This is a genomic window from Haemophilus sp. CCUG 66565 (assembly GCF_001679495.1).
GTDB classification, from domain to species: Bacteria; Pseudomonadota; Gammaproteobacteria; order Enterobacterales; family Pasteurellaceae; genus Haemophilus; species Haemophilus haemolyticus_K.
Genome location: NZ_LZOX01000002.1, coordinates 35,511 through 57,810, shown reverse-complemented (window position 1 = coordinate 57,810; position 22,300 = coordinate 35,511). Strand labels below are relative to the sequence as shown.

The 22,300-nt window shown below is 39.0% G+C and carries 19 protein-coding genes; 13 read left to right on the top strand and 6 right to left on the bottom strand.

Translation table 11 applies throughout. The features are described 5' to 3' along the window. Positions 1–260: 260 nt before the first annotated feature. Together lysC and purA are read left to right on the top strand one after the other, a co-directional pair. Complete coding sequence (lysC, locus tag A9501_RS01580; RefSeq protein WP_065264672.1) at positions 261–1,613, top strand: lysine-sensitive aspartokinase 3; 1,353 nt, start codon at positions 261–263, stop codon at positions 1,611–1,613. Positions 1,614–1,741: 128 nt separating this feature from the next. Then, the gene (gene purA / locus A9501_RS01575) at positions 1,742–3,040 is read left to right on the top strand and encodes an adenylosuccinate synthase (protein WP_065264671.1); all 1,299 of its coding nucleotides are present in this window, start codon (positions 1,742–1,744) and stop codon (positions 3,038–3,040) included. A 105-nt stretch (positions 3,041–3,145) separates the two neighbouring features. Here purA and A9501_RS01570 read toward each other — a convergent pair whose 3' ends face one another. From A9501_RS01570 to rsmI, 3 genes are all read right to left on the bottom strand, one after another. Beyond that, positions 3,146–3,697, bottom strand: coding sequence for an NlpC/P60 family protein (locus A9501_RS01570; protein ID WP_065264670.1), 552 nt, complete (start codon positions 3,695–3,697; stop codon positions 3,146–3,148). 122 nt (positions 3,698–3,819) lie between these two features. Then, positions 3,820–5,268, bottom strand: a complete 1,449-nt coding sequence (gene tldD, locus A9501_RS01565) for a metalloprotease TldD (RefSeq protein WP_065264669.1) — start codon at positions 5,266–5,268, stop codon at positions 3,820–3,822. 102 nt (positions 5,269–5,370) lie between these two features. Further along, positions 5,371–6,222, bottom strand: coding sequence for a 16S rRNA (cytidine(1402)-2'-O)-methyltransferase (rsmI, locus tag A9501_RS01560; protein WP_065246736.1), 852 nt, complete (start codon positions 6,220–6,222; stop codon positions 5,371–5,373). Between the two features lie 71 nt (positions 6,223–6,293). On the opposite strand from rsmI, the gene A9501_RS01555 reads away from it, so the two are divergent. The 6 genes from A9501_RS01555 to nrdB all read left to right on the top strand — a co-directional run bounded on the left by A9501_RS01555 (position 6,294) and on the right by nrdB (position 13,360). Further along, the gene (locus A9501_RS01555) at positions 6,294–8,021 is read left to right on the top strand and encodes a penicillin-binding protein activator (RefSeq protein WP_065264668.1); all 1,728 of its coding nucleotides are present in this window, start codon (positions 6,294–6,296) and stop codon (positions 8,019–8,021) included. Continuing rightward, complete coding sequence (locus tag A9501_RS01550) at positions 8,021–8,380, top strand: YraN family protein (protein WP_065264667.1); 360 nt, start codon at positions 8,021–8,023, stop codon at positions 8,378–8,380. The genes A9501_RS01555 and A9501_RS01550 overlap by 1 nt, the downstream gene beginning before the upstream one ends. A 12-nt stretch (positions 8,381–8,392) precedes the next feature. Continuing rightward, the gene (locus tag A9501_RS01545) at positions 8,393–8,977 is read left to right on the top strand and encodes a D-sedoheptulose-7-phosphate isomerase (RefSeq protein ID WP_065264666.1); all 585 of its coding nucleotides are present in this window, start codon (positions 8,393–8,395) and stop codon (positions 8,975–8,977) included. A gap of 56 nt (positions 8,978–9,033) precedes the next feature. Beyond that, positions 9,034–9,615, top strand: a complete 582-nt coding sequence (gene dolP, locus A9501_RS01540; RefSeq protein ID WP_065264665.1) for a division/outer membrane stress-associated lipid-binding lipoprotein — start codon at positions 9,034–9,036, stop codon at positions 9,613–9,615. Positions 9,616–9,856: 241 nt separating this feature from the next. Beyond that, positions 9,857–12,127, top strand: coding sequence for a class 1a ribonucleoside-diphosphate reductase subunit alpha (gene nrdA / locus A9501_RS01535; RefSeq protein ID WP_065264664.1), 2,271 nt, complete (start codon positions 9,857–9,859; stop codon positions 12,125–12,127). 102 nt (positions 12,128–12,229) lie between these two features. Then, positions 12,230–13,360 carry a class Ia ribonucleoside-diphosphate reductase subunit beta gene (gene nrdB / locus A9501_RS01530; protein WP_065264663.1) on the top strand — a complete coding sequence of 377 codons (1,131 nt, stop codon included), beginning with the start codon at positions 12,230–12,232 and terminating at the stop codon, positions 13,358–13,360. Between the two features lie 79 nt (positions 13,361–13,439). Here the strand turns inward: nrdB and A9501_RS01525 are convergent, their stop codons facing one another. Then, positions 13,440–15,710 (bottom strand): NADP-dependent malic enzyme, encoded by a 2,271-nt coding sequence (locus tag A9501_RS01525; protein ID WP_065264662.1) that lies wholly within the window; start codon positions 15,708–15,710, stop codon positions 13,440–13,442. A 196-nt stretch (positions 15,711–15,906) separates the two neighbouring features. On the opposite strand from A9501_RS01525, the gene A9501_RS01520 reads away from it, so the two are divergent. From A9501_RS01520 to A9501_RS01510, 3 genes are all read left to right on the top strand, one after another. Next, complete coding sequence (locus A9501_RS01520) at positions 15,907–16,527, top strand: DUF1919 domain-containing protein (protein WP_065264661.1); 621 nt, start codon at positions 15,907–15,909, stop codon at positions 16,525–16,527. Between the two features lie 90 nt (positions 16,528–16,617). After that, complete coding sequence (rsuA, locus tag A9501_RS01515; RefSeq protein WP_065264660.1) at positions 16,618–17,316, top strand: 16S rRNA pseudouridine(516) synthase RsuA; 699 nt, start codon at positions 16,618–16,620, stop codon at positions 17,314–17,316. A gap of 1 nt (position 17,317) precedes the next feature. After that, entirely contained in the window at positions 17,318–18,520 is a 1,203-nt protein-coding gene (locus A9501_RS01510) for a Bcr/CflA family multidrug efflux MFS transporter (RefSeq protein WP_065264659.1), read from the top strand. 49 nt (positions 18,521–18,569) lie between these two features. Here A9501_RS01510 and A9501_RS01505 read toward each other — a convergent pair whose 3' ends face one another. Both A9501_RS01505 and A9501_RS01500 read right to left on the bottom strand, forming a co-directional pair. Further along, positions 18,570–19,454 carry a DMT family transporter gene (locus A9501_RS01505; RefSeq protein WP_373554064.1) on the bottom strand — a complete coding sequence of 295 codons (885 nt, stop codon included), beginning with the start codon at positions 19,452–19,454 and terminating at the stop codon, positions 18,570–18,572. Next, positions 19,436–20,236 (bottom strand): hypothetical protein, encoded by an 801-nt coding sequence (locus A9501_RS01500; protein WP_065264657.1) that lies wholly within the window; start codon positions 20,234–20,236, stop codon positions 19,436–19,438. Before A9501_RS01500 ends, A9501_RS01505 begins: the two co-directional genes overlap by 19 nt. Before the next feature lie 97 nt (positions 20,237–20,333). Here A9501_RS01500 and A9501_RS01495 point away from each other — a divergent pair, with 97 nt between their 5' ends. Further along, on the top strand, positions 20,334–20,996 hold the full coding sequence (locus tag A9501_RS01495) for a trimeric intracellular cation channel family protein (protein WP_065264656.1): 663 nt from the start codon (positions 20,334–20,336) through the stop codon (positions 20,994–20,996). A 20-nt stretch (positions 20,997–21,016) separates the two neighbouring features. Beyond that, the gene (gene proA / locus A9501_RS01490; RefSeq protein ID WP_065264655.1) at positions 21,017–22,270 is read left to right on the top strand and encodes a glutamate-5-semialdehyde dehydrogenase; all 1,254 of its coding nucleotides are present in this window, start codon (positions 21,017–21,019) and stop codon (positions 22,268–22,270) included. Positions 22,271–22,300: the final 30 nt, after the last annotated feature.

Genomic DNA, 22,300 nt, shown 5'->3' with positions numbered 1-22,300 from the left:
AAATTTGTGTTTATATGTTTATTTGATTATTAAAAAAACACTTTACTTGTTTTTTACACGTTTGCAGTTTGCATTGTAAGCATTCCTATTCTGTGTCTCCAATTTTTTATTTTTCACATTCATATATAAATTTTATTTATATTATGATTAAAAAAATGGCATTTTTTCATTTGTCAATAAAATCTATTTGACAAAAAATGCCTAAATCGTTATTTCTATACCAACTATTCTAAAAAATCACAACATCTCAGGAGCATCTTATGTCCCATCTCTCAGTCGCCAAATTTGGCGGAACATCTGTAGCCAACCACGCCGCAATGACAGCTTGCGCCAAAATTGTCATCGCTGATCCAAATACACGCGTAATCGTGCTTTCTGCATCAGCTGGCGTGACGAATTTATTAGTCGCTTTAGCAAATGGTGTAGAAGCGACAGAACGTGAAAAATTAATTGGTGAAATCCGTCAAATTCAAGAGAATATTTTGAATGAATTAAAAGACGACAGCCGAGTTCGTCCGATTATTGAAAAATATCTTGAAAATATTACCGCACTTTCCGAAGCAGCTAGCCTTGCAACCTCTCCCGCATTAACTGATGAACTCATCAGTCACGGAGAAATGATGTCAACTCAAATCTTTATTGAGATTTTACGTGAACAAAACGCATCGGGCACTTGGGTTGATGTCCGTACGATTGTTGCAACCAATAACCATTTTGGTAAAGCTGCACCAAATGATGAACAAACTCAATCAAACAGTGATAGCATTTTAAAACCATTAATAGACCGCGGCGAATTAGTCATCACCCAAGGTTTTATCGGACGTGAACCAAGCGGTAAAACAACCACATTAGGCCGTGGCGGTAGCGACTACTCTGCTGCCTTGTTAGCCGAAGTATTAAATGCAAAAGACGTTTTAATTTGGACTGATGTTGCTGGTATTTACACAACCGATCCACGCATTGTTCCAGCTGCACAACGTATCGACACAATGAGCTTTGCTGAAGCAGCTGAAATGGCAACCTTTGGCGCAAAAGTGCTACATCCAGCCACATTACTCCCTGCAGTACGCAGCAATATCCCCGTTTATGTAGGTTCAAGCAAAGCCCCTGAAGCGGGCGGAACTTGGGTCACTCGCGATCCTCAACCACGTCCAACTTTCCGTGCAATTGCGCTACGCCGAGATCAAACCTTACTTACGCTTTCCAGCTTAAGTATGCTGCATGCACAAGGTTTCTTAGCGAATGTATTTAACATTTTGGCTAAACACAAAATTTCTGTGGATACTATCACCACATCAGAAGTGAGCGTTGCATTGACATTGGATAAAACAGGCTCCGCATCTTCAGGGGCAGAATTACTTTCAACCGAATTGTTAGATGAACTTCGTCAATATTGTTCAGTGAAAGTCGATACTGGATTATCATTAGTTGCATTAATCGGCAATAATTTACATACTGCAACAGGTGTAGCAAAAGGAATTTTTGATACTCTTGAGCCTTATAATGTAAGAATGATTAGCTATGGTGCAAGCACCAATAATATTTGTATGCTCGTGCAAAGTGAACATGCTGACGAAGTCGTTCGTTCATTACACAAATCCTTATTTGAATAAAGTCTAACCCCAAAGTGCGGTGAAAAATCACCGCACTTTTTCTTTTATATCATTGAGATTAAAGCAGAAAAAGAGTAAAGTAAACAGCTGTTCATTTGACTAATTTAACCGAATAAAAGGCGGAAATTATGGGAAAAAGTGTTGTTATCTTAGGCGCTCAATGGGGCGATGAAGGTAAAGGGAAAATCGTCGATCTTCTGACGGATCGCGTAAAATACGTAGTTCGTTACCAAGGCGGTCACAACGCAGGGCACACACTTATCATTAATGGAGAAAAAACTGTGTTGCGTTTAATTCCATCTGGTATGTTACATCCAAACGTAACTTGCTTAATTGGTAATGGCGTTGTGGTTTCACCTGAAGCATTAATGAAAGAAATGGGCGAACTTGAAAGCCGTGGTATTAAAGTTCGTGAACGTTTATTAATTTCTGAAGCTTGTCCTTTAATCTTGCCTTATCATGTGGCTATGGATCACGCCCGTGAAGCTGCACTTGGCAAAAAAGCTATCGGTACAACTGGTCGTGGTATTGGGCCAGCTTATGAAGATAAAGTGGCTCGTCGTGGTTTACGCGTAGGCGATTTATTTGATAAAGAAGCCTTTGCCGAAAAACTCAAAAATATCCTTGAATACTATAATTTCCAATTGGTGAACTATTACAAAGTTGAGCCTGTCGATTATCAAAAAACCTTAGATGATGTAATGGCAATTGCCGATGTAATCACTGGTATGGTGGCAGACATCACTACAATTCTTGATACTGCACGCAAAAATGGTGAGCACATTTTATTTGAAGGTGCACAAGGTACTATGTTGGATATCGACCACGGTACTTATCCGTATGTAACCAGTTCAAATACAACAGCTGGTGGTGTTGCAACAGGTTCTGGTTTTGGCCCGCGTAACTTAGACTATGTACTTGGTATCATCAAAGCTTACTGTACTCGTGTAGGGGGTGGCCCATTCACAACTGAATTATTTGATGATGTGGGTGCTGAAATTGCGCGTAAAGGTAATGAATTTGGCGCGGTAACAGGCCGTCCACGTCGTTGCGGTTGGTTCGATGCCGTCGCCATTCGCCGTGCAATTCAACTTAACTCTATTTCTGGCTTCTGTATGACCAAACTTGACGTATTAGATGGTTTTGATGAAATAAAAATCTGTGTTGCATACAAAATGCCAAATGGTGAAATCGTTGAATATGCGCCATTAGCAGCGAAAGATTGGGAAGGTGTAGAACCTATTTATGAAACATTACCAGGTTGGAAAGAAAATACTTTCCGCATCACAGATGTAAATAAATTGCCACAAAACTGCATTAACTATATTAAACGTATTGAAGAAGTAACTGGCGTACCAATTGATATTCTTTCAACAGGTCCTGATCGTGTAGAAACCATGATTTTACGTGATCCATTTGCAGAATAATGAAAATGGCGAATGTAAATACTTTATTTACATTCGCCTTTATTATTTTATTAAATATAAATACTATTATGTAAAAAATGAACTAAATATTCATTTCTTTCTATACTACATAATACGACGAGATTGTGTATAAACTCTCGCCCAATAATCTTCATCAAGAGAACTAATAGTCACTCCCTGACTTGTACTTGCATGCATAAAGTGGTTATTACCAATATAAACACCGACATGGTTATTTTTACGGAAGAATACTAAATCGCCTTTTTTCAACTCTGATTTACTAATTTGTTTACCTAAATAACGTTGTTCAGCTGTCGAACGAGGCAACTCAATGCCAAATGCTTCAGAAAAAGTTGTTTGCATAAATGCAGAACAATCAATACCACGTTTGGTTGTACCGCCCATACGATAAGCGGTTCCCACCCATTCATTATACACACCAGCTAAAGCCTTATCCCCCATTAAAGCTGATGAACGGTTTGTTCTCACTTTGTGGAAAATCCCTGAACGATTACCTTTTTCTAAATTACTAATCAAACCGGTTAATTGAGCATCATCACTTTCTGAAATAACTTGGTGATTTGCCGTTCGAGGCCCATTAGAACAGGCGGTTGCGAGGGTCGCTAAACCGATAATAACTAAAATTCTTTTCAACATAATTTAAAATAATTAAAAGATATAAAAATATAATTCTGCCCGAGACTATCAAAATTTGAATAAAATTGCCAGTAAAAATCCAATTTTAATGGGATTTTTGTGATCTTTTGCGCAATTTTGGTTTAATTTGTACCACCAACGGTAATTTCATCAATTTTTAGTGCGGGCTGTCCAACACCGACTGGCACACTTTGCCCTTCTTTACCACAAACCCCGATACCTAAATCAAGTTCTGATTTATCTGCAACCATAGAAATCTTTTGCATCACTTCAATGCCGCTGCCAATTAAAGTTGCGCCCTTCACTGGTTTGGTGATTTTTCCTTTTTCAATTAAATAAGCTTCTGAAGTGGAAAATACAAATTTACCAGACGTAATATCCACCTGTCCCCCACCGAAGTGCGGTGCATAAATTCCCTGTTCTACAGAAGCAATCAAATCATCAAACTGACTTTGGCCTGCAAGCATATAGGTGTTAGTCATTCTAGGCATCGGTAAATGGGCATAAGACTCGCGACGGCCATTCCCCGTTGGCGCCACGCCCATCAAACGGGCATTCATTTTATCTTGCATATAACCTTGCAAGATCCCATCTTTGATGAGTACATTGCATTGACTTGGTACACCTTCATCATCAATAGTTAATGAACCTCGACGATTTTCAATCGTGCCATCATCTACAATTGTACATAACGGTGAAGTCACTTGTTCACCAATCTTGCCTGTGAAAAGTGAACTTTCTTTACGGTTAAAATCCCCTTCTAAACCGTGCCCTACCGCCTCGTGTAACAACACGCCAGGCCAACCAGCACCTAATACAACTGGCATTAATCCAGCTGGTGCTGCAACTGCGCTAAGATTTACTAAAGCTTGACGAACCGCTTCTTTCGCAAATCGCACTGCTCTAATATCGCCATCAATCACTTCAAAGAACCAATCTAAACCAAAACGCCCACCAGAACCACAACTGCCTCGTTCACGTTTGCCATTTTCCTCTACTAACACAGAAATAGATAAGCGAACTAAAGGACGAATATCTGCAGCTAGCGTACCATCCGTCGCCATGACTAATACTTCTTCATAAACGGAACTAAGACTTGCTGATACGCGGGTTACGCGATGATCTTCTGCGCGTGCTGTACGATCAACCAAATGTAATAGCTCAATTTTTTTCTCTTTAGTCAGACTTTCCAAAGGATTAATCGCCGCATAACGAGCAATAGGATTTACAACATTAAAAGCGGATGGGGAAATCAAATTCCCCTGTTTGACTTGCGCAATTCCCTTTACCGCCTCCGCACATTGCTGCAAAGAAGCAAGATTAATTTGATCGGCATAAGCAAAGCCTGTTTTCTCACCAGAAACTGCCCGCACGCCAACACCACGATCAATATGAAAACCGCCTTCTTTTATAATGCCATCTTCCAATACCCAACTTTCATCTTGGCTAAGTTGAAAATACAGATCAGCATAATCAATATTGCGATGCGACATCACATCGAAAATATTGAGCAATGCTTTAGTTGAAAGATTACTTGGTGTCAGTAATGTATTTGAAACTTGGTTTAACATATATTTTCCAGTCTAAAAGTAAATATCTTGTAAGAGCTTGTGTCCGTTTAGTGCAATAGCACAGATTAAAATTGGATGAATAAAGTGCGGTTGATTTTGAGGTTATTTTTCCAAATGCGCTAATCCAAATTGATACAAAGCATTCTTCTTATAACCATACAACTCAGCAACAATAGCAGCCGCTTTTTTTAGCGGTAATTCCTCTGCAATTAATTCAAGCGCCTTCACCGCTTGTGGAGAGATTTCATCGTTATTGTCAGACTTTGGTTTGCCTTCCACAATCAAAACCATCTCGCCTTTTGTACGATTGGGATCTTCTAAAAGCCATTCTCGTAAATTTTTAATCGTATTACCCGTAATCGTTTCCCAAGTTTTAGTAATTTCACGAGCTAACACAATATATCGTTCTTCCCCTAGCACCGATTGCATATCTTCTAGCGTATCTAAAATACGGTGAGTGGATTCATAAAAAATCAAAGTGCGGTCTTCTTCTGCGATATTTTCTAATTTATCTTTGCGGGCTTTACTTTTAGCAGGTAAAAAACCTTCAAAACAAAATCTATCAGAAGCAATCCCCGATGCGCAAAGTGCGGTAATTGCCGCACAGGCTCCCGGCAAAGGAACAACACGAATGCCTGCTTCACGGCATTGACGAACTAAATGAAAACCAGGATCACTAATTAATGGCGTTCCTGCATCAGAAATCAAAGCAATATGGCTACCTTGCTTGAGTTTCTCCACCAAAATATGTGCTTTTTCTTGTTCATTGTGATCATGCAAAGCAAAAAAGGGCTTTTTGATACCATAATGGCTTAATAAAAGGCCACTATGACGAGTATCTTCTGCTGCAATTAAATCCACTTGAGCAAAAGTATCTAAAGCACGCTGGGTAATATCCTGTAAATTGCCAATCGGAGTGGCAACAATGTATAAAATTCCGGTTAAATCAGTCATTTTTGTTTGCTTTTAAGTTATGAGATAAGTAAGATCTGCCACAACTATTGTCTGTTCATGATGGAGCAAGAATGTCTATTCTATTACAAGGCGGACGTTTTAAAAAACGTTTAATGCCAATTTTATTGTCAATGGCCTTAGCTGGCTGTTCAAATCTACTTGGCAGCAGTTTTACGCAAACTTTACAACAAGATGCGAATGCAAGTTCTGAATTTTATATGAATAAATTAGGACAAGCACAAGAACTTGAAGATCAACAAACCTATAAATTGCTCGCGGCTCGCGTATTAATCAGTGAAAATAAAGTTGAACAATCTGAAGCTTTATTAAGTGAGTTAGGTGAATTAAATGACGCGCAAAAATTAGATCGTGCATTAATTGAAGCGAGAATTTCTGCTGCAAAAAATGCCAATGAAGTCGCGCAAAATCAATTACGTGCATTGGATTTAAATAAATTAAGCCCGTCACAAAAATCTCGTTATTACGAGACCTTAGCGGTTGTTGCAGAGAACCAAAAAGATATCATTGAGGCCGTCAAAGCGCGGATAAAAATTGATGAAAATTTAACAGATGTACAACGTCGTCAAGATAATGTTGATAAAACTTGGGCATTGTTACGTTCAGCAAATACTGGCGTAATCAATAATGCTTCAGATGAAGGCAACGCAGCTTTAGGTGGTTGGTTAACCTTAATTAAAACCTACAATGATTATATTCGTCAACCCGTTCAATTAAGCCAAGCATTACAAAGTTGGAAAAATGCTTATCCAAATCATGCAGCCGCAACGTTGTTCCCTAAAGAATTGCTTACATTGCTGAATTTCCAACAAACGAATGTGTCACAAATTGGTTTATTATTGCCATTAAGTGGAGACGGACAAATTCTTGGTACCACCATTCAATCGGGTTTCAACGATGCGAAAGGTAACTCAACCATTCCAGTGCAAGTATTTGATACCTCAATGAATTCTGTACAAGATATCATTGCGCAGGCAAAACAAGCAGGTATTAAAACGTTAGTGGGTCCATTACTAAAACAAAATCTTGATGTGATTTTAGCGGATCCAGCACAAATTCAAGGTATGGATGTGCTTGCATTAAATGCTACACCAAATTCTCGTGCAATTGCTCAACTTTGCTATTATGGACTTTCACCAGAAGATGAAGCAGAATCAGCGGCAAATAAAATGTGGAATGATGGAATTCGTAGTCCACTCGTCGCCATGCCTCAAAATGATTTAGGGCAACGCGTAGGCAATGCCTTTAACGTACGTTGGCAACAACTTGCTGGTGTCGATGCGAATGTTCGTTATTATAATCTACCTGCTGATGTTACCTACTTTTTACAACAAAATGGTGAAAATACAACCGCACTTTATGTGGTCGCCAATCCAGATGAACTGGTCGAAATGAAAGGCTATTTAACGAATAGTGCACCAAATTTACGTATTTATGCGAGCTCACGCTCAAGCTCCAATACCACAAGCAGCAATCCTGAGTTTGTCGCTCAAATGAATGGTGTTCAATTTAGTGATATTCCATTTTTTAAAGAAACCAATTCACCACAATATCAAAAACTCGCTAAAACAACTGGCGGTGAATATCAATTAATGCGTTTATATGCAATGGGTGCAGATGCTTGGTTACTCATCAATCAATTTAATGAATTGCGCCAAGTACCAGGATATCGCTTAAGTGGTTTAACTGGTATTTTAAGTGCGGATACAAATTGTAATGTTGAACGCGATATGACTTGGTATCAATATCAAAATGGTGCAATTGTACCGGTCGCAAACTAATGTTTTCTTTAAAACGTCAACAAGGGGCGAGCTTTGAGCATCAAGCTCGCCTTTTTTTAGAATCAAAAGGCTTAAAATTTATTGCGGCTAATCAAAATTTCAAATGTGGTGAACTTGATCTTATTATGAATGACAAAGGAACCATCGTTTTTGTTGAAGTTCGCCAGCGTTCTAATCATGCCTTTGGCTCGGCAATAGAAAGCGTAGATTGGCAAAAACAACAAAAATGGTTAGATGCGGCAAACTTATGGCTTGCAAAACAAAATATGAGCTTAGAAGATGCCGATTGTCGTTTTGATTTAATCGCCTTTGGCAAAACGCCCCAAGATATTCAATGGATTCCTAATTTTCTCGATTAATGGCTTTTTATAATGTTACAAAAAGTAAAAGATATTTATAGCGAAAGTATTCAAATTCAAATTGCTACGTCTAGTATGCTTTCAGAAAATATTGCTAACGCTACCCAAATGGTGATGCAATGTTTGCTAGGTGGCAATAAAGTGATCGCTTGTGGTGTGTCACGCTCTTATGCCAATGCACAGTTTCTCGTATCTAACTTACTTAATCGATACGATTTGGCAAGACCAAGTTTTCCCTCTGTGCTCTTGAGTTTAGAAAGTGCGGTGGGTTCTTCTCTTGTTTTTGAACACTCTCCTGAAGAATTGTATTGTCACCAATTTAATGCCGTTGCCAAACCGGGTGACTTACTTATCGCTTTTGCACCTTTAGGAACAGAGAAAATTGTGCTAAACACTATTTCTCATGCAGTAAATAAAGAAATTAATGTCATTGCACTCACTGGCTCTAATAACGATGCAATTCAAGGAATTTTAGCTGATAGTGATTTAGAAATATCGATTCCAGCAACCAAAGAAAGTCGGGTCTTAGAAAACCATCTTTTTGTTATCAATGCCCTTTGTGAATTAGTTGACCATACGTTGTTCCCAGGTGCTTGACAGCACAATAAATCAATTTCAAACTAGCAGTAATTTAATCTCAAAAGGAGTTAATTATGACATTATCCCCGTTAAAAAAACTGGCTATCGTGCTTAGCACAACATTCCTTTTACAAGGCTGTATCGTTGCCGCTCTAGGTGGTGGCGCAGCAGCAGCTAAAGTAGGTACAGATCCTAGAACAGCTGGCACACAAGTAGATGACGAAACACTCGAATTCAAAGTAGAAAATGCCGTTGAAAAAGATGCTCAAATCAAAACTGAAGGTCGTGTAAATGCAGTGTCTTACAATGGTCGAGTACTTTTAATCGGTCAAGTTCCCAATAGTGGTGTAAAAGAAACAGCCGCAGATCTTGCAAAAGGCGTTGAAGGTGTCAATGACATTTATAACGAGCTGACTGTTGGCCCGAAAATCTCTTTTGCACAAATCAGCAAAGACAGTTGGATTACTACTCAAGTTAAATCAAAAATGTTAGTCGATGGTCGAGTTAAAGCAACCGATGTTAAAGTTATTAGCGAAAATGGCGAAGTTTTCCTACTCGGTACAGTGACTCATGCCCAAGCTGATGCTGCCGCAGATATTGCAAGTAAAATCAGTGGCGTGCAAAAAGTAATTAAAGTTTTCAAATATCTCAACTAATCGTCAAAGTGCGGTAAAAATTCAACGAATTTCAATCGCACTTTTCTCATTTTTACAAGTAAAAAATTTAATTTTTGCTCTTTCGAAAAAAACATTTATTTTTAAATAGTTACCTATTGTCAATAATTCAAGCAAAAAATTTATTGCTTGATCTCAATCAAAAAACACATTACCTTGTGCGTGTTTTTATTAAAAACACTATATCTTGTGTTTAACATCGCATAATAACAAGGGTCGTACAATGAATAAAAGCTTAATGGTAACCAAGCGTGATGGCACGCAGGAACAAATCAACCTTGATAAAATCCACCGTGTTATTACATGGGCAGCAGAAGGTCTAGACAATGTATCTGTTTCCCAAGTTGAGCTTCGCTCACACATTCAATTTTATGAAGGCATTCGTACTTCAGACATTCACGAAACCATTATTAAAGCAGCCGCAGATTTAATCAGCAAAGATACGCCTGATTATCAATTTTTAGCTGCTCGCTTAGCGATTTTCCATTTACGTAAAAAAGCCTACGGTCATTTTGATCCCCCTCGTTTATACGATCAGGTCAAAAAATTAGTGCGCATGGGAAAATACGATCATGCCTTATTGGATGATTATACCCGAGAAGAATGGGATGAAATGGACAATTTCATCGACCATTGGCGTGATATGACGTTCTCTTATGCTGCCGTAAAACAATTAGAAGGTAAGTATTTAGTTCAAAACCGTGTGACGGGTGAAATCTACGAATCAGCACAATTCCTCTATTTACTCGTTGCAGCTAGTTTATTCTCTAAATATCCAAAAGAAACGCGTTTGGATTATGTAAAACGTTTCTACGATGCAACATCCACCTTCAAAATCTCATTACCAACGCCAATTATGGCGGGAGTGCGTACACCAACTCGTCAATTCAGCTCTTGCGTATTAATTGAATGTGATGACAGCTTAGATTCAATCAATGCAACGGCATCAGCTATTGTGAAATATGTTTCACAACGTGCGGGGATTGGTATTAATGCAGGTGCAATTCGTGCACTAGGCAGTGAGATTCGTGGCGGTGAAGCATTCCATACGGGTTGTATTCCATTCTATAAATATTTCCAAACTGCAGTGAAATCTTGCTCACAGGGTGGCGTTCGTGGCGGTGCTGCGACACTTTATTACCCAATTTGGCACTTAGAAGCAGAAAGCTTACTTGTGTTAAAAAATAACCGTGGTGTAGAAGACAACCGTGTTCGTCATATGGATTATGGCGTCCAATTAAACAAATTAATGTATCAACGCTTAATTAAAGGCGGCGAGATTACTTTATTCAGTCCATCAGATGTACCTGGACTTTATGAAGCATTCTTTGCGGATCAAGACAAATTTGAAGAACTTTACGTAAAATACGAACAAGATCCAACTATCCGCAAACGTACTGTCAAAGCCGTTGAGATTTTCTCTTTATTAATGCAAGAACGTGCATCAACAGGCCGTATCTATATTCAAAACGTAGACCACTGTAATACTCACTCGCCGTTTGATCCGCAAGTGGCACCAGTTCGCCAATCTAACTTATGTTTAGAAATCGCGTTACCAACGAAGCCACTTCAGCACATTAATGATGAAAATGGAGAAATCGCACTTTGTACACTTTCTGCATTTAACTTAGGTAAAATTGAAAGCTTAGATGAATTAGAAGAACTTGCCGATCTTGCTGTGCGTTCACTTGATGCATTATTAGATTATCAAGATTACCCTGTTGTGGCGGCAAAACGTAGTTCACTTGCTCGTCGAGCATTAGGTATCGGTGTCATTAACTATGCTTATTACCTTGCGAAAAATGGTGTTCGTTATTCTGATGGTTCAGCTAACAATTTAACTCACCGCACTTTTGAAGCCATTCAATATTATTTATTGAAAGCCTCTATGAACTTAGCAAAAGAGCAAGGTGCTTGCGAATACTTCAATGAAACCACTTATGCAAAAGGTATTTTACCTATTGATACCTATAAGAAAGATTTAGATGCCTTAACACAAGAGCCATTACATTATGATTGGGAAAGTTTGCGTAAAGATATTCAAGAATTTGGTTTACGTAACTCAACATTAACCGCCTTAATGCCATCAGAAACCTCATCACAAATTTCAAATGCGACTAATGGTATTGAGCCACCGCGTGGTCATGTAAGTATTAAAGCCTCAAAAGATGGCATCCTAAAACAAGTTGTACCTGAGTACGAAAACTTAAGCGACAACTACGAATTACTTTGGGATATCCCAAGCAATGACGGCTACTTACATTTAGTCGGTATTATGCAAAAATTCGTAGACCAAGCGATCTCCGCCAACACCAACTACGATCCAAAACGTTTTGAAGACGGTAAAGTACCAATGAAAGTGTTGTTAAAAGATCTTTTAACCGCTTATAAATATGGTCTAAAAACTCTTTACTATCAAAACACTCGAGATGGCGCTGAAGATGCTCAAGAAGATCTTGATGATGGCTGTGCTGGTGGGGCGTGTAAGATTTAAATTAGACATTGCTTTCTATTCTTGTAGGGTGGGCTTTAGCCCACCAAAACTTTCTTATTAAAATGGTGGGCTAAAGCCCACCCTACGATATGGAGACAAAAAATGGCATACACCACTTTCTCACAAAACAAAAACGACCAATTAAAAGAACCGATGTTCTTTGGTCAAAACGTTAACGTTGCGCGTTACGATCAACAAAAATATGAGACGTTTGAAAAACTCATTGAAAAACAACTTTCTTTCTTCTGGCGTCCGGAAGAAGTGGATGTGTCGCAAGACCGTATCGACTATGCGGCGTTGCCTGAGCATGAAAAACACATTTTCATCAGCAACTTAAAATATCAAACCTTGTTAGATTCTATTCAAGGCCGCAGCCCGAACGTGGCGTTGTTGCCGTTGGTGTCGATTCCTGAATTAGAAACTTGGATCGAGACTTGGACCTTCTCTGAAACCATCCACTCTCGCTCTTACACACACATTATTCGTAACATTGTGAACGATCCCTCTATTGTGTTCGATGATATCGTAACCAACGAAGAAATCATCAAACGTGCACGTGATATTTCTTCTTACTACGACGATTTAATCCGTGATAGCCAACTTTATAGCCTGTACGGCGAAGGCACTTACACCGTAGATGGCAAAGAATGTGTCGTCACATTGCGTAATTTGAAAAAACAACTTTACCTTTGCTTGATGAGCGTGAACGCGCTTGAAGCCATTCGTTTCTATGTGTCTTTCGCGTGCTCCTTTGCCTTTGCAGAACGTCAATTAATGGAAGGTAATGCGAAAATCATTAAATTTATCGCACGTGATGAAGCCCTACATTTAACTGGTACACAGCACATTTTAAATATCATGGCTGCAGGCCAAGACGATCCTGAAATGGCAGAAATTGCAGAAGAATGCAAACAAGAAGCCTATGATTTATTCTTAGCCGCTGCGGAACAAGAAAAAGACTGGGCTGATTATTTGTTCAAAGACGGATCAATGATTGGTTTGAACAAAGATATTTTGGTGCAATACGTGGAATACATCACGAATATCCGTATGCAAGCTGTTGGTCTTCCATTACCATTTGGTGCGCGTTCTAACCCAATTCCATGGATTAACGCATGGTTGGTTTCTGACAATGTGCAAGTGGCGCCACAAGAAGTGGAAGTAAGTTCTTACCTTGTTGGTCAAATTGATTCCAAAGTAGATACCAAGGATTTTGGCGATTTTGATTTATAAAATATTTGGAATCTAGAATCACTTCATATAAAAGGCCCCGCAATTAATAACGGGGCCTAATTTATATTTCATTTATCCATTACTCTTGCTGAGCCTTTACTGCCGCATACGCTACCATATTAATAATTCGGCGAACGGATGCACTCGGATTAAGAATATGCGCAGATTTATTCATACCCATTAAGATTGGGCCAACGGTAATTGCCGTAGTGGTGCCGCGTAATAAGCTATAACTAATACGTGATGAGCTCAAATCAGGGAACACCAATAAATTTGCACTTCCTTTTAATGGACTATCAGGCATGACTTCTCTTCTGTGTGCTTCATTCATTGCTAAATCGCCACGCATTTCACCATCAATCATTAAGTGTGGATTGCGCTCATTGACCATATACAATACTTCGCGCATTTTTGGCGCCCCCAATGAATTCGATGAGCCAAAGTTAGAATGAGAAAGTAATGCAATAGCAGGTTCAATACCAAAACGATGAATTTCTTCTGCTGCCATTAACGTAATCTCTGCAAGTTCTTCCGCTGTTGGGTTAGTATTTACATGAGTATCGGTTAAAAATACATTTCCTGTTGGTAATACAAGACTATTTAACGCAGCCGCAACTTTAACTCCATCTTTTAACCCAATAATATCCTTAATAGATGCTAAATGTTTACCATAAGAACCAAATAAACCACATACCAAGCCATCAGCATAGCCCAGACTCACTAAAGTAGATGCAAGTACAGTTGTATTAGAACGCACGACACGTTTTGCGATTGCAGGTGTAATGCCTTTACGTTTCGTAAGCTCGTAGTAATGTTTCCAACATTCTTCATAGCGAGGATTATCTTCGTTATCTACAATTTCAAAATCTACACCAGCGGTTAAACGTAAACCAAGTTTTTTAATTTTTTCTTCAATCACACTGCGGCGACCAATTAAAATTGGATTTGCCAAGCCCATTGAAATCACTTCTTGGGTGGCATGTAATGCTTTATTTTCTTCCCCTTCTGCTAAAATAATGCGTTGTTTTTCCGCTTTTGCTTGGCTGAAAATAGGACGCATAAACAAGCTCGTTTTGTAAACAAACTGAGTTAGTTTTTCAACATAAGCATCCCAATTTTGAATTGGACGAGTTGCCACACCAGATTCCATTGCGGCTTTTGCTACCGCGGGTGCGATACGCACAATTAAGCGAGGATCGAATGGACGAGGAATCACATAATCTGCACCAAATGTCGCGCCTTCACCACCGTAAGCAGAAGTTACAACTTCATTTTGCTCTTCTAATGCAAGGTCGGCGATGGCATAAACTGCCGCACGTTTCATTTCTTCATTAATAGTGGTTGCTCCCACATCTAATGCGCCACGGAAAATGAATGGGAAACAAAGCACGTTATTTACTTGGTTTGGATAATCAGATCGGCCTGTACATACAATCGCATCAGGACGAACCGCTTTCGCTTCTGGCGGGGTAATTTCAGGATTTGGGTTAGCTAAAGCAAGAATAATTGGATGCGCAGCCATGGTTTTCACCATATCTTGTGTAAGCGCACCAGCTGCGGAACAACCTAAGAAAATATCTGCATTTGGAATCGCATCGCCAAGTTTACGCCAGCCATTATCTTCAATTGCATAATCTTTTTTGGTTTGATCCATTTTGTCATCACGACCTTTATATACCACGCCTTTCGAGTCGCAAACCGTGATATTTTCACGTTTCATACCTAAAGAAAGCAATAAGTTCAAGCACGCGATAGATGCAGCTCCCGCACCAGACGCAACAAGTCGAACATCTTCAATTTTTTTACCTACAATACGAAGAGAATTGATGATCGCGGCAGCACTGATGATCGCCGTACCATGTTGGTCATCATGGAATACAGGAATATTCATTCTCTCACGCAATTTTTGTTCAATATAGAAACATTCTGGTGCTTTAATATCTTCTAAATTGATCCCACCGAAAGTCGGCTCTAACGAGGCAATAATATCGACAAGTTTATCGGGATCATGTTCATTCACTTCAATATCAAATACGTTGATACCAGCGAATTTTTTGAACAATACGCCCTTCCCTTCCATTACAGGTTTGCCCGCAAGCGCGCCAATATTACCAAGACCAAGTACCGCTGTACCATTAGAAATAACAGCGACCAAATTTCCACGCGCCGTATATTTGTAAGAGGCTGCAGGATCTTTTTCAATTTCTAAACAAGGCTCAGCCACACCCGGTGAATAAGCTAAAGCCAGATCGCGTTGTGTTGCTAATGATTTTGTTGGGGTAACTTCGATTTTTCCAGGAATTGGAAACTCGTGGAAATCCAAGGCTGCTTGACGTAATTGTTCACTCATAATAAATGCTCCATTTTATTGAAACAGGATTGAAATATTACGTCGATTATAGCGGTTTTTTATTCAAAAAATTGTGACAGACTGCAAATTTTCACAAAATCATTACAAAATTTTTTGATGCGAGACATTAGCTAGACTTTTCATTTTTCAGCAAAAAAGGTAGGATTTTCACAAGAGAATCATAGAGGATAATAAAATGAATCCATTTCAAAAACTTAAAAGTGCGGTGAATAAATGTCAAAGATTTTTTATCAATCGTTCATTACAACGTAAATTGACTAACCAAGGCATGACTGTCATTTCTGCCAATTGCGTGGGGGCTTTTATCTTACATGATTTGCACCAGCCGTTTAATTCGCCATTTGTGAACCTCTATCTCTCGCCACAGGATTTTTTGCGTTATTTACAAAATATGGATTTCTACCTCACTCAACCTCTTACATTTGTACAAACAGAAAAAAGTTATCCATTGGGAAAACTTGCCGATCTTGAAATTCATTTTATGCACTATCACAGTGAGCAAGAAGCCAGTGAAAAATGGCAACTTCGCACGTCACGAATGAGTTTAGACAATCTTTTTATTATGATGACAGATCGAGACGGGATGACCGAAAAAGAGATTCAACTTTTTGATCAACTCCCTTTCAAAAATAAAGTGATTTTTACTCACAACCCCTATCCAGCTTTTAAATCGGCTTATTATATAAAAGGATTCGAGAAGCAAAATCAGGTGGGCGATATTTTTGAGTTTTCTGGCTGGAATGGGAAAAAATATTACGATCAATTCGATTACGTGAAGTGGTTTAACCAAGCTTAATAGATAAAGGCTGCATTGCAGCCTTTTTTGTTTCGTTCTAAAAGCAAAAAACTGTACAATGCCTAGCGAATTTTAACAAGAGAAAACATAATGAGATTAGATAAATTTATTGCTGAAAATACGGGATTAACTCGTTCTCAGGCAACAAAAGCAATCCGCCAAAGTGCGGTAAAAATTAATGACGAAATTGTCAAAAGTGGTTCAGTACAAATTTCACAAGAAGACAAAATTTATTTTGAAGATCAATTATTAACTTGGGTTGAAGAAGGTCAGTATTTTATGTTGAATAAACCACAATGCCGTGTTTGTTCTAATGATGACGGCGACTATCCAACAATTTATCAATTTTTTGATTACCCTTTAGCGGGCAAATTACATAGCGCGGGTCGCTTAGATGTAGATACAACAGGTCTCGTATTGCTTACCGATGACGGACAATGGTCACATCGTATTACTTCGCCAAAGCATCATTGTGAAAAAACCTATTTGGTAACTTTAGCTGATCCTGTAGAAGAAAATTATGCAGCGGCTTGTGCGGAAGGTATTTTATTACGTGGAGAAAAAGAACCCACTAAACCAGCAAAATTAGAAATCTTAGATGATTACAATGTGAATCTGACGATTTCCGAAGGTCGCTATCATCAAGTAAAACGTATGTTTGCCGCACTTGGGAATAAAGTCGTTGGATTACATCGCTGGAAAATTGGTGATGTCGTGTTGGATGAATCCTTAGAAGAAGGCGAATACCGCCCATTGACTCAAAGTGAAATCGAAAGTTTGGTGAAATAAGATGAGTCAACAAAAATCTACTTTTATCTTTATTCTTACACTCGGTATTCTCTCCATGCTACCGCCTTTTGGCGTAGATATGTATTTGCCGTCTTTCTTAGAAATTGCGAAAGATCTCGGCGTGAGTCCAGAACAAGTACAACACACGCTCACCTCTTTTGCTTATGGCATGGCGTTTGGTCAGCTTTTCTGGGGGCCTTTTGGTGATAGTTTTGGACGAAAACCGATCATTTTGCTCGGTGTCATTGTAGGCGCGCTCACAGCTTTAGTACTCACCGAAATAAATTCAGTCGGAAATTTCACCGCACTTCGTTTTGTGCAAGGTTTCTTTGGTGCCGCACCTGTTGTACTTTCTGGCGCATTATTGCGTGATTTATTTAGTAAAGATCAACTATCCAAAGTGATGTCCACCATCACGTTAGTATTTATGCTTGCACCTTTAGTTGCGCCAATCATTGGTGGTTATATCGTTAAATTTTTCCACTGGCACGCGATTTTTTACGTTATTTCGCTTGTGGGATTATTAGCCGCAGCATTAGTCTTTTTCATCATTCCAGAAACCCATAAAAAAGAAAATCGTATTCCTCTGCGCTTAAATATTATTGCTCGCAATTTCCTTCTACTTTGGAAGCAAAAAGAAGTGCTCGGCTACATGTTTGCCGCCTCTTTTGGATTTGGTGGGTTGTTTGCTTTTGTTACTGCAGGATCAATTGTCTATATCGGCATTTATGGAGTTCCCGTTGATCAGTTCGGTTACTTCTTCATGATGAATATCGTTACGATGATCTTTGCCTCCTTTTTGAATAGCCGATTTGTCACTAAAGTGGGCGCAGAAACAATGTTACGGATAGCCCTCACAATTCAATTTCTTTCTGGAATGTGGCTAATTTTAACCGCACTTTTAGATCTCGGATTTTGGCCAATGGCAATTGGCGTTGCCTTTTTCGTCGGTCCAAACCCTGTGATTTCCTCAAATGCAATGGCATCAGCTTTAGAAAGATGTCCTCAAATGGCGGGAACTGCAAATTCTTTGATTGGCAGCGTACGTTTTGCAGTGGGCGCAATTATGGGAAGTTTAGTCGCGTCAATGAAAATGGATACTGCCGCACCAATGCTCTTTACTATGGGGGCATGTGTTGCGATTTCCGTATTGGCGTATTACTTTCTAACCAGCCGAAATCTTAAAAAATCTGTGGGTAAATAGCTCACAATTCATCATAGTTCCCTCAATGTTAGTGAGGGAACATTAATTTCTAACGTTTTGAGCCTAAATAAATCGCAAATAAAGTGAGCAATGCACCAAGCCATTGACAAAGATTAATCACTTTATCCAAATAGAAATAATCAATCAACAATGCAGCTACTGGCTCCGTGAGTAACAATAATCCTGTAACACTTAGCGAAAGCAAAGGGATTGAATAAGCAATCATGCCCCAAGCAATGCACTGCATTACTACACCGTAAATGACGACTAATCCCCAATCCTGCCATGTTGTTGGATAAAGATTGTTTGAATTGAAAATTAAAGAGGGGATAAATAGCGCTAAGGCACCACTCAAACTGATCATTAACATCAACGGAAATAATGCCATTGGCTCTTCTTGATGAACTTTTTTCACCATCACCATAGAACCAGCCAACATTACCGCTGAAATTAAACCAATCACAATGCCATAAATTCCGTTAATATTATGCTGTAATTCTTCGACAGAAATTAACGCTACGCCAAGCACGGCTAAAAACAAGCTGAGTATTTGTAGTTTGCTTTGACGTTCGGCAAAAAAGACAAAACCAATGGCAGCTAAACAAAAAATTTGCAAGCTATTTAATAAGGTTGAAATGCCTGGACCTACGGCATAAATACTTTCATGCCAAAAGGCAAGATCAAACGCTAAGAATACCCCGGAAAGTGCGGCGAAAAATAAGGCTTTTTTACTTTTGGGAAAAGGTTGGCGTTTTAGTTTCATTAAAAAATAGAAAATGCCCGATGCAATTAATAATCGCCAAAAAGCAATTGCATAAGCACCGACAGGCACAAACTTAACAATCAAGCTACCTAAGCCAAATAAAATACAGCCTACCACCAACATCAAAGAGGCAATATTATTTTGCTTTTCCATTAAGCGAAGACCATCCATAACGGCAAGCAAACCGCAATAAATAATAGGATAAATAAACTATTGGCAGATAATTTCCACTTTTGGAAACTATGCAGAATCAGAATAGCCGCAATCACAAAATGGCAAATAAAATAAATGATGTAAGCGAAAATACTGTCAGAATTAACCGCACTTTCCATGCCATTTAAAAGTAAAAATAAGAACATTGCTAAAGCATTTAAGGCCAGCAATATAATCATGGATAAGGGCAACAATGCAATAAAACCTTGTAAACGATTTCGTGCAATAACAAGCGCAAGATTTGCCAAAATCACGCCAGATAAAATCTGCGCAAACGGGTTATATTCCGCAAAATCGCTTGCAGGAAGCACGGTAAAAATCATTAAATAACTCAAGCAACCTAAACCCGCAATTAATGCAGCCATCAATAAAAAACTGTTACGGATTTTTTCAGTTTTTGGTTGTTTCCAAATAAAATACACGACAGAAAGACCACATACGCTCATCACGTTAGTAAGCGTGTGATTATTCTGTAATAGGCTTATCAGCAACCACACCGCCCAATAAATAGCAAAAGTCAGATTCACTTTGATTAAACGACCACGTTGTCCTGGGCAAATTTCGCCGCGATAAAACACCAACAACGAAATTAGCTGCGCAACCAACACGCCTACACCTAAATGAGGCATTGTTTGCTTTTCAGGTTGCAAAGAAAAAATAAATAGATCGATGCCAAGCACCATTGAGATCGATAATACCGCAAGCAATGCCGCGATATATTTAGAAGATTGTTCTGACATAATTTTGACGTCTGAAAAAATAATGCGCCATTATGCTAAAAATTCATTAAATTTTAAAGTAGAATGAAACCAATTATAACCGCACTTAGGTACATGAATGTTACTTAGTATTTTATATATCATCGGTATCACCGCTGAAGGAATGACTGGTGCACTTGCGGCTGGTCGTGAAAAAATGGATATTTTTGGCGTGATAATTATCGCATCCGTTACTGCCATTGGTGGCGGCTCTGTGCGTGATGTACTACTCGGACATTACCCTCTCGGCTGGGTTAAGCATCCAGAATATTTTTTAATGGTGGCAAGTGCAGCGGTGATTACCGTATATGTCGCGCCATTCATCAATCATTTTATGCGCTATTTCCGCACTATTTTCTTGGTGCTCGATGCGATGGGTTTAGTGGTGTATTCCATTATTGGTGCACAAATTGCAATGGATATGGGACATAGCCTCACCATTGTAAGTATTGCAGGCTGTATTACAGGTGCCTTTGGCGGGGTTCTACGCGATATGCTATGCAATCGAATTCCTCTCGTGTTCCAAAAAGAACTTTACGCCAGCATTGCGCTATTTGCCACACTGACTTATTACGCATTAAGCACACTTCAAGTAGAACATACACTTGCCGTGTTACTCACACTTATTAGCAGCTTTACTTTACGCCTTTTAGCTATTCATTTCGAATGTGGGTTACCAGTGTTTAATTACCAAGAACTCACATCGGAAGAACAAGATAAGCTGCCAAATAAAAAGAAATAAATACAATAAAGGAAATAACTATGTTAGAACAAATGGGTAAACAAGCCAAAGATGCGGCATTTATCTTGGCTCAACTCACCACTGCTGAAAAAAATCGTGCATTATCCATTATTGCAGAACAACTCGAACAACAAGCACCGCTTATCTTAGCTGAAAACGCAAAAGATATTGAACTTGCTAAACAAAATGGATTATCAGATTCTTTGATTGATCGCCTACTGCTCACGCAAGAACGTTTGCAAGGCATTGCTAATGATGTACGCCACGTTATTTCTCTTGCAGATCCTGTGGGAAAAATCATAGACGGCGGTACATTGGATAGCGGACTTAAAATCGAACGCGTACGCACTCCGCTCGGTGTTATTGGCACAATTTATGAAGCTCGCCCAAATGTGACCATTGATGTGGCAAGTCTTTGCCTTAAAACGGGTAATGCAGTGATTTTACGCGGCGGTAAAGAAACACAGTTTTCTAACAAGATTTTAATTAAAGTTGTACAAAATGCTTTGGAGCAAGCTGGCTTACCAAAATTTGCAGTGCAAGCCATTACCGATCCAAATCGTGAACTCGTTATGCAATTATTAAAACTAGATCGCTATGTGGATATGATTATTCCTCGTGGTGGTGCGGGTTTACATGAATTGTGTAAACAACATTCGACTATTCCTGTTATTGTAGGTGGCGTGGGTGTTTGCCATACTTTCGTTGAAGAAAGTGCGGATCAAAATAAAGCGATTTTTGTTATTGATAACGCCAAAACACAACGCCCAAGCACCTGTAACACATTAGAGACATTGTTAGTTCAACATTCTATTGCTGAAGAATTTTTACCCAAACTCGTCTCTCACCTCGCATCCAAAAATGTAAAATATCATGCAAAATCCACCGCACTTAATATATTGAAACAAGCGGGTGCGAATGTCCGCGAAGTGACTGAAAAAGAATTACGCGAAGAATGGGGATCATTGGATTTGAATGTCGTTGTTGTAGAAGATATTCATGCCGCTATTGAGCATATTCGCCAATATGGTACACAACATTCTGAAAGTATTTTAACTTCCTCACAAAACCTCGCACGTCAATTTATCAATCGGGTCGATGCTGCTGCCGTTTATGTGAATGCAAGCACACGATTTACTGATGGCGGACAATTTGGATTAGGTGCAGAAGTTGCCGTGAGTACCCAAAAACTTCACGCTCGTGGCCCAATGGGATTAGAAGCATTAACAAGTTATAAATGGGTTTGTGAGGGGGACTATACTGTACGTGGATAATGCGTTCTGAATAAATAAAGATCAAGCTAT